Below are 5,732 nucleotides of genomic sequence, written 5' to 3'. Positions count from 1 at the left end.
GTGTAAGAGAGACCTTCATGCGTGACATCCTCAACGACCTCGAAGCGGGCAAGTATCTCTCCGACCCGGATCCTGTGCGCCGCGCCCAGATCCAGATGAAGACGCCTCTGCCCAAGCGCTTCTACAACGCCGCCTCTGTGGCACCTGTCGACAATGGCTTTGCCGTGCATCTCGACGGCAAGCCGGTGCGGACGCCGGGCAAGGCGCTGCTGGTGCTGCCGACCGAGGCAGCAGCCGCGCTCGTCGCCGACGAGTTCGCCGCCCAAAGCGAGACCATCGATCCGGTGAAGATGCCGGTGATGCGCCTCGTCAACACGGCCATCGATGGCGTTGCCAGCGACCCGCAGGCGGTGCTGGAGGATATCCTGCGCTTTGCCTCATCCGATCTCACCTGCTATCGCGCCGACGCACCGCAAGGGCTGGTGGAGCGGCAGAATCAGCATTGGGATCCGGTGATCGACTGGGCGAGGACACTCGGAGCACGTTTCAATCTGGCCGAGGGCATCATCCATGTCGAGCAGCCGCGCGAGACCATCGCCGTGCTGGGCAGCCATCTTGCCCAGCGCGCCGAGCCGCTGCGGCTCGCCGCCATCCATGTGATGACGTCGCTGACCGGTTCGGCGCTGCTGGCGCTGGCTGTCGATTTCGGCGAGATCGACGCTGAGGCTGCCTGGGCCGCTGCTCATGTCGACGAGGACTGGCAGATCGAGCATTGGGGGCAGGATGCGGAGGCCGTTGCCCGCCGCGCGGCTCGCAAGCGCGACATGATGGCTGCCGCCGGCCTGCTGCAAGCGCTCAAGGGCTAGGGGTTTCCCAACTCGCCCGGTTTCATCCCGCAGCGCACCTAATACCAAAGTCATAATCCCAAAGACGCGCTGCCTTTGGCGGGCGCTTTCTGTCATTTTTCCCGAATGGCTGTCGTTGAGTCCGTGCTCGGAGGAGAACGCGGACAGTGTCGCGCAGCATTGAGAACGGGTCTCACGGGAGGATAACGCAATGGCAATAGCATCGACCGCCGGCGGAACAAGCCGCGGCATGACGCGGGAAGAGAAGAAAGTCATCTTCGCTTCCTCGCTCGGCACCGTTTTCGAATGGTATGATTTCTATCTTTATGGCTCGCTGGCGGTGTTCATCGGTTCGACCTTTTTCAGCCCAGCCATTCCGGAAGCGACCCGCAACATTTTCGCGCTGTTGGCTTTCGCCGCAGGCTTCCTTGTGCGCCCGTTCGGCGCACTGCTGTTCGGCCGCATCGGTGACCTTGTCGGCCGTAAATATACTTTTCTTGTCACCATGACGATCATGGGCCTATCGACCTTCCTGGTCGGCTTGCTGCCCGGCTATGCCACTTTGGGCATCGCCGCTCCCGTGATCCTGATCATCCTGCGCATGCTGCAGGGCCTGGCTCTGGGTGGCGAATATGGCGGCGCGGCCACTTACGTCGCCGAACATGCGCCGGACAACCGGCGCGGCTACTACACCTCGTGGATCCAGACCACCGCGACGCTCGGCCTGTTCCTGTCGCTGGTTGTGATCCTGATCGTACAGGCTTCATTGAGCAAGGAAAACTATGCTGCCTGGGGCTGGCGTATTCCGTTCATCGTGTCTTTTCTGCTGCTCGGCATCTCGATCTGGATTCGGCTTTCGCTTTCCGAATCCCCGACCTTCCAGCGCATGAAGGATGAGGGAAAGGGCTCCAAGGCGCCGCTGACGGAAGCCTTCGGCCAATGGAAGAACGCCAAGATTGCACTGCTGGCGCTGCTCGGCCTCACAGCCGGTCAGGCCGTGGTCTGGTACAATGGCCAGTTCTACGCGCTGTTCTTCTTGACCAACGTGCTCAAGGTCGACGCGCAGTCGGTCAACATCATGATCGCGGTCGCCCTGGCGGTCGGTTCGATCTTCTTCGTCGTCTTCGGCTGGCTCTCCGACAAGATCGGCCGCAAGCCGATCATCATGGCGGGCCTTGCGCTGGCGATTGTCTGCACCTTCCCGCTGTTCAAGGCACTGACATGGGCTGCCAATCCGGCACTCGCCACGGCGCAGCAGAACACCAGGGCGACGGTGACCGCGGCGCCGGGCGACTGCAAATTCCAGTTCAATCCGGTTGGCACGGCGAAGTTCACGACATCCTGCGATATCGCGACTTCGTTCCTGACCAAGAACTCGGTTCCCTATGACGTGGTGTCGACGGCTGCCGCCGGCACACCCGCATCTGTCAAAATCGGCAACGAGACGGTCGAGTCCTATGACGCCATCGCCGCCGGTGATCAGGCCAAGGCCAAGGAGGCGGCCTTCATCAAGGCCGTCAATATGTCGCTGCAGGACGGCGGCTATCCGCTGAAGCGCGCGGCAGCCAAGGTTGCGGACCAGAAGCTCGATGCGTTTGTTGCCGCCAACCCGGAACTGAAGCTGGACGCCGCTGCCATCCGTGCCGGTGAAAAGGCGACGGTGCCGATCGACCAGGCGGTCAAGGACAAGCTGCTGACCACCGATGAGGCAGCGGGCGCACCCGAAGTCACCGTCTACAACATTCCAGGCGGCGGCGCGTTCGCCATGTTCGCCGATCCTGCAGCAGTGAACTGGCCAATGACGATCGGCATCCTGTTCATCCTGGTGCTGTTCGTGACCATGGTCTACGGGCCGATCGCGGCGATCCTGGTCGAAATGTTCCCGACCCGCATTCGCTACACCGGCATGTCGCTGCCCTATCACATCGGCAATGGCTGGTTCGGCGGCCTGCTGCCGGCAACCGTGTTCGCGCTCAGCGCCTACAAAGGCGACATCTACTATGGCCTTTGGTACCCGGTGGTGATCGCGGCTATAACGCTGGTCATCGGCATGATCTTCGTCAAGGATACGCTCGGCACCGACCTGCACGCCAAGGAGTAGGCAGCCCCAGCGTTCAAAAGAAAGCCCGGCGCGAACGATCGCGCCGGGCTTTTTCTTTTCAGGCCAATTCGTTGGCGAGGGCTGCTGCCCTTTGTGTCAGCTCTTGCGGCCCCGGGCCTCTTCCTCGATGGCTGCCTCATGGTACCAGCCGTCGCCGAAATCCGCGCGGGCACCACGCAGCGAGGCAAGCTCTGCCGCAAACTTAGCCTTTCCGCTCAAATTTGAGGCAGAGAGGCGTGCTGCCGCCGGGAACATCAAAATTTTGGCCGACGGTCGTGTGGAAATGACTTCCATTGCCGGGTTCCTTTCTTCCGCCGAACCTTTTCGATTCAACTTGGCCCGAAGATAAGGTCTGCAATCAAGTTAGGCAATATGCCTATGAAAAGATCAGCATTTGCACACTATTTGTGCAAATAAGGACCGTGATGGATCCGGGCGCATTGCTTAGGCGGCTCACCGACTTCCGGTGGATGCCGCGTCAATTTTGTCGCACCCTCCGGACCAAGAATGGCACACGAATTGCATTTTAAGTGTGCGGCAGGCCAGCTGCTGACGGCAGACGCATGTCGACGCCGTTCAGTGTTCGGTGATCAAGCAACGAGAGGCTAGAATGACGAAATACAAGCTCGAGTATATCTGGCTCGATGGATATACCCCGGTCCCCAACCTTCGCGGCAAGACGCAGATCAAGGAATTCGCCGAATTCCCTGAACTCGAGCAGCTGCCGCTGTGGGGCTTCGATGGTTCCTCGACCCAGCAGGCCGAAGGGCACAGCTCCGATTGCGTGCTGAAGCCGGTTGCGGTCTATCCGGATCCCGCCCGCACCAACGGCGTGCTGGTCATGTGCGAAGTCATGATGCCCGATGGTGTCACGCCGCATGCCTCAAACAAGCGCGCCACCATCCTCGATGACGAGGGCGCCTGGTTCGGCTTCGAGCAGGAATATTTCTTCTACAAGGACGGTCGCCCGCTCGGCTTCCCCGAGAGCGGCTATCCCGCACCCCAGGGCCCGTACTACACCGGCGTCGGCTATTCCAATGTCGGCTCCGTCGCGCGTCAGATCGTCGAGGAGCATCTCGACCTCTGCCTCGCCGCCGGCATCAACCACGAAGGCATCAACGCCGAAGTGGCCAAAGGCCAATGGGAATTCCAGATTTTCGGCAAGGGCTCCAAGAAGGCCGCCGACCAGATGTGGATGGCCCGCTACCTCCTGCAGCGCCTGACCGAGAAATACGGCATCGACATCGAATACCACTGCAAGCCGCTCGGAGACACAGACTGGAACGGCTCTGGCATGCACGCCAACTTCTCGACCGCCTATATGCGCGAAGTCGGCGGCAAAGCCTATTTCGAAGCGCTGATGGCGGCCTTCGACAAGAACCTGATGGATCACATCGCCGTCTACGGCCCGGACAACGACAAGCGTTTGACCGGCAAGCACGAGACCGCGCCGTGGAACCGGTTCAGCTATGGCATTGCCGACCGTGGCGCCTCGATCCGCGTGCCGCATTCCTTCATCAAGAGCGACTATAAGGGTTATCTGGAAGACCGCCGTCCGAACTCGCAGGGCGACCCCTACCAGATCGCCTCGCAAATCCTGAAGACGATCGCCTCGGTTCCGGCAAGCGCTCAGGTTTCAGCCGCCGCGTAAGTGTTTCGGACTGTATGACAAGAGGACCCCGGCGTTTCGCGCCGGGGTTCTTTTTTGGCCGTTACCCGGCGGACTGCATTCCCGGTAAAACATACCCAGAAAAAGTCAGGCAGTTCCGGCGGTCGCTAATCGCCCGTGAGTTCCGGCCGCAGCCGTGCGAGTCTGCGGCGATCACTCGCCAGAAAGCCCGGAAAACCGCCTTTTCCAGCCCTTGTCCGGGGCGATGGATCTTCCATAAGCATCTGTTCATACAACGGAATCGGTCATTCGCCACCCGGCTGGTGGCGTTGACAGATCACGCTACGGCATGCGTATTCGCGGGCCTTGGGGTTACGTCACGCAATGCTGTTCGGACGGGCGGGGTTTTCTTGAACGGCGGCATTGGCGTGGGCGCCGGACGAGCGGTCACTGTAGCCTGAGACAGTGCTCCGCTCGCTCCTGGCTCCGACGTTGGCGGCCGAACCGCCTCCCTTGATCATTTACTGAACACCGCCGAGTTGTGATTGAAGCGACGCGCTCAAAAGCCGGCCGCTCCGATGGACCGTAGGTCCAAGAATCCGGGCATCCTATGATCGTCGAAGACGAAAGGCGGATACGGCTGTCCATGCGCGGCTGCCGTGCAGGCGAGGCATGCCGGTCGGCTGGCAATCCTATTGGAGCGCAGCAAAAAGCCCTTGAAAGAGGGACGTCTTTCAAGGGCTTGAGCATTATAGCTAATCTTGGACCGAGATTGAATCTCAGACGGAGTAGTACATGTCGTACTCGACCGGATGCGGGGTCATTTCGAAGCGCATCACTTCGGCCATCTTCAGCTCGATGTAGCTGTCGATCTGGTCGTCATCGAAGACGCCGCCGGCTTTCAGGAAGCCGCGGTCCTTGTCGAGGCTCTGCAGGGCTTCACGCAGCGAGCCGCAGACGGTCGGGATCTTCTTCAGCTCCTTCGGCGGCAGGTCGTAGAGATCCTTGTCCATCGGCTGGCCGGGATGGATCTTGTTCTTGATGCCGTCGAGGCCGGCCATCAGCAGCGCTGAGAAGGCGAGGTAGGGGTTCGCGCCCGGATCGGGGAAGCGGACCTCGACGCGCTTGGCCTTCGGCGACGAGCCGAACGGGATACGGCAGGACGCCGAGCGGTTGCGCGCCGAATAGGCGAGCAGAACCGGCGCTTCGTAACCCGGCACCAGGCGCTTGTAGGAAT

General features: G+C 61.0%; 4 protein-coding genes and 1 pseudogene. 3 read left to right on the top strand and 2 right to left on the bottom strand.

Going from position 1 to position 5,732, the window contains the following annotated elements:
- Positions 1 to 17: 17 nt before the first annotated feature.
- Positions 18 to 806, top strand: coding sequence for an ATP12 family chaperone protein (locus EN932_RS27615; RefSeq protein WP_127368907.1), 789 nt, complete (start codon positions 18 to 20; stop codon positions 804 to 806).
- Between the two features lie 190 nt (positions 807 to 996).
- Positions 997 to 2,886: an MFS transporter gene (locus EN932_RS27610; RefSeq protein WP_013531448.1), complete on the top strand. Its 1,890-nt coding sequence runs from the start codon at positions 997 to 999 to the stop codon at positions 2,884 to 2,886.
- Positions 2,887 to 2,982: 96 nt separating this feature from the next.
- Here the strand turns inward: EN932_RS27610 and EN932_RS27605 are convergent, their stop codons facing one another.
- On the bottom strand, positions 2,983 to 3,180 hold the full coding sequence (locus EN932_RS27605) for a DUF2735 domain-containing protein (protein WP_063168063.1): 198 nt from the start codon (positions 3,178 to 3,180) through the stop codon (positions 2,983 to 2,985).
- Positions 3,181 to 3,496: 316 nt separating this feature from the next.
- On the opposite strand from EN932_RS27605, the gene EN932_RS27600 reads away from it, so the two are divergent.
- On the top strand, positions 3,497 to 4,537 hold the full coding sequence (locus EN932_RS27600; protein ID WP_013531450.1) for a glutamine synthetase beta-grasp domain-containing protein: 1,041 nt from the start codon (positions 3,497 to 3,499) through the stop codon (positions 4,535 to 4,537).
- Between the two features lie 737 nt (positions 4,538 to 5,274).
- Here the strand turns inward: EN932_RS27600 and glnA are convergent.
- Positions 5,275 to 5,732, bottom strand: a pseudogene (gene glnA, locus EN932_RS27590) (glutamine synthetase); the annotation flags it as partial.

The organism is Mesorhizobium sp. M7A.F.Ca.US.002.01.1.1 (assembly GCF_004022955.1).
In the GTDB taxonomy this organism is placed as follows: domain Bacteria; phylum Pseudomonadota; class Alphaproteobacteria; order Rhizobiales; family Rhizobiaceae; genus Mesorhizobium; species Mesorhizobium ciceri.
Note: the sequence above shows the minus strand (reverse complement) of the source record. Positions and strands in the feature narration are given on the sequence as shown.

Bases quoted from the DNA above. Each gene is read 5' to 3' on its own strand.
- EN932_RS27615 (WP_127368907.1), top strand. From the start codon at position 18: ATGCGTGACATCCTCAACGACCTCGAAGCGGGCAAGTATCTCTCCGAC.
- EN932_RS27610 (WP_013531448.1), top strand. From the start codon at position 997: ATGGCAATAGCATCGACCGCCGGCGGAACAAGCCGCGGCATGACGCGG.
- EN932_RS27605 (WP_063168063.1), bottom strand. From the start codon at position 3,180: ATGGAAGTCATTTCCACACGACCGTCGGCCAAAATTTTGATGTTCCCG.
- EN932_RS27600 (WP_013531450.1), top strand. From the start codon at position 3,497: ATGACGAAATACAAGCTCGAGTATATCTGGCTCGATGGATATACCCCG.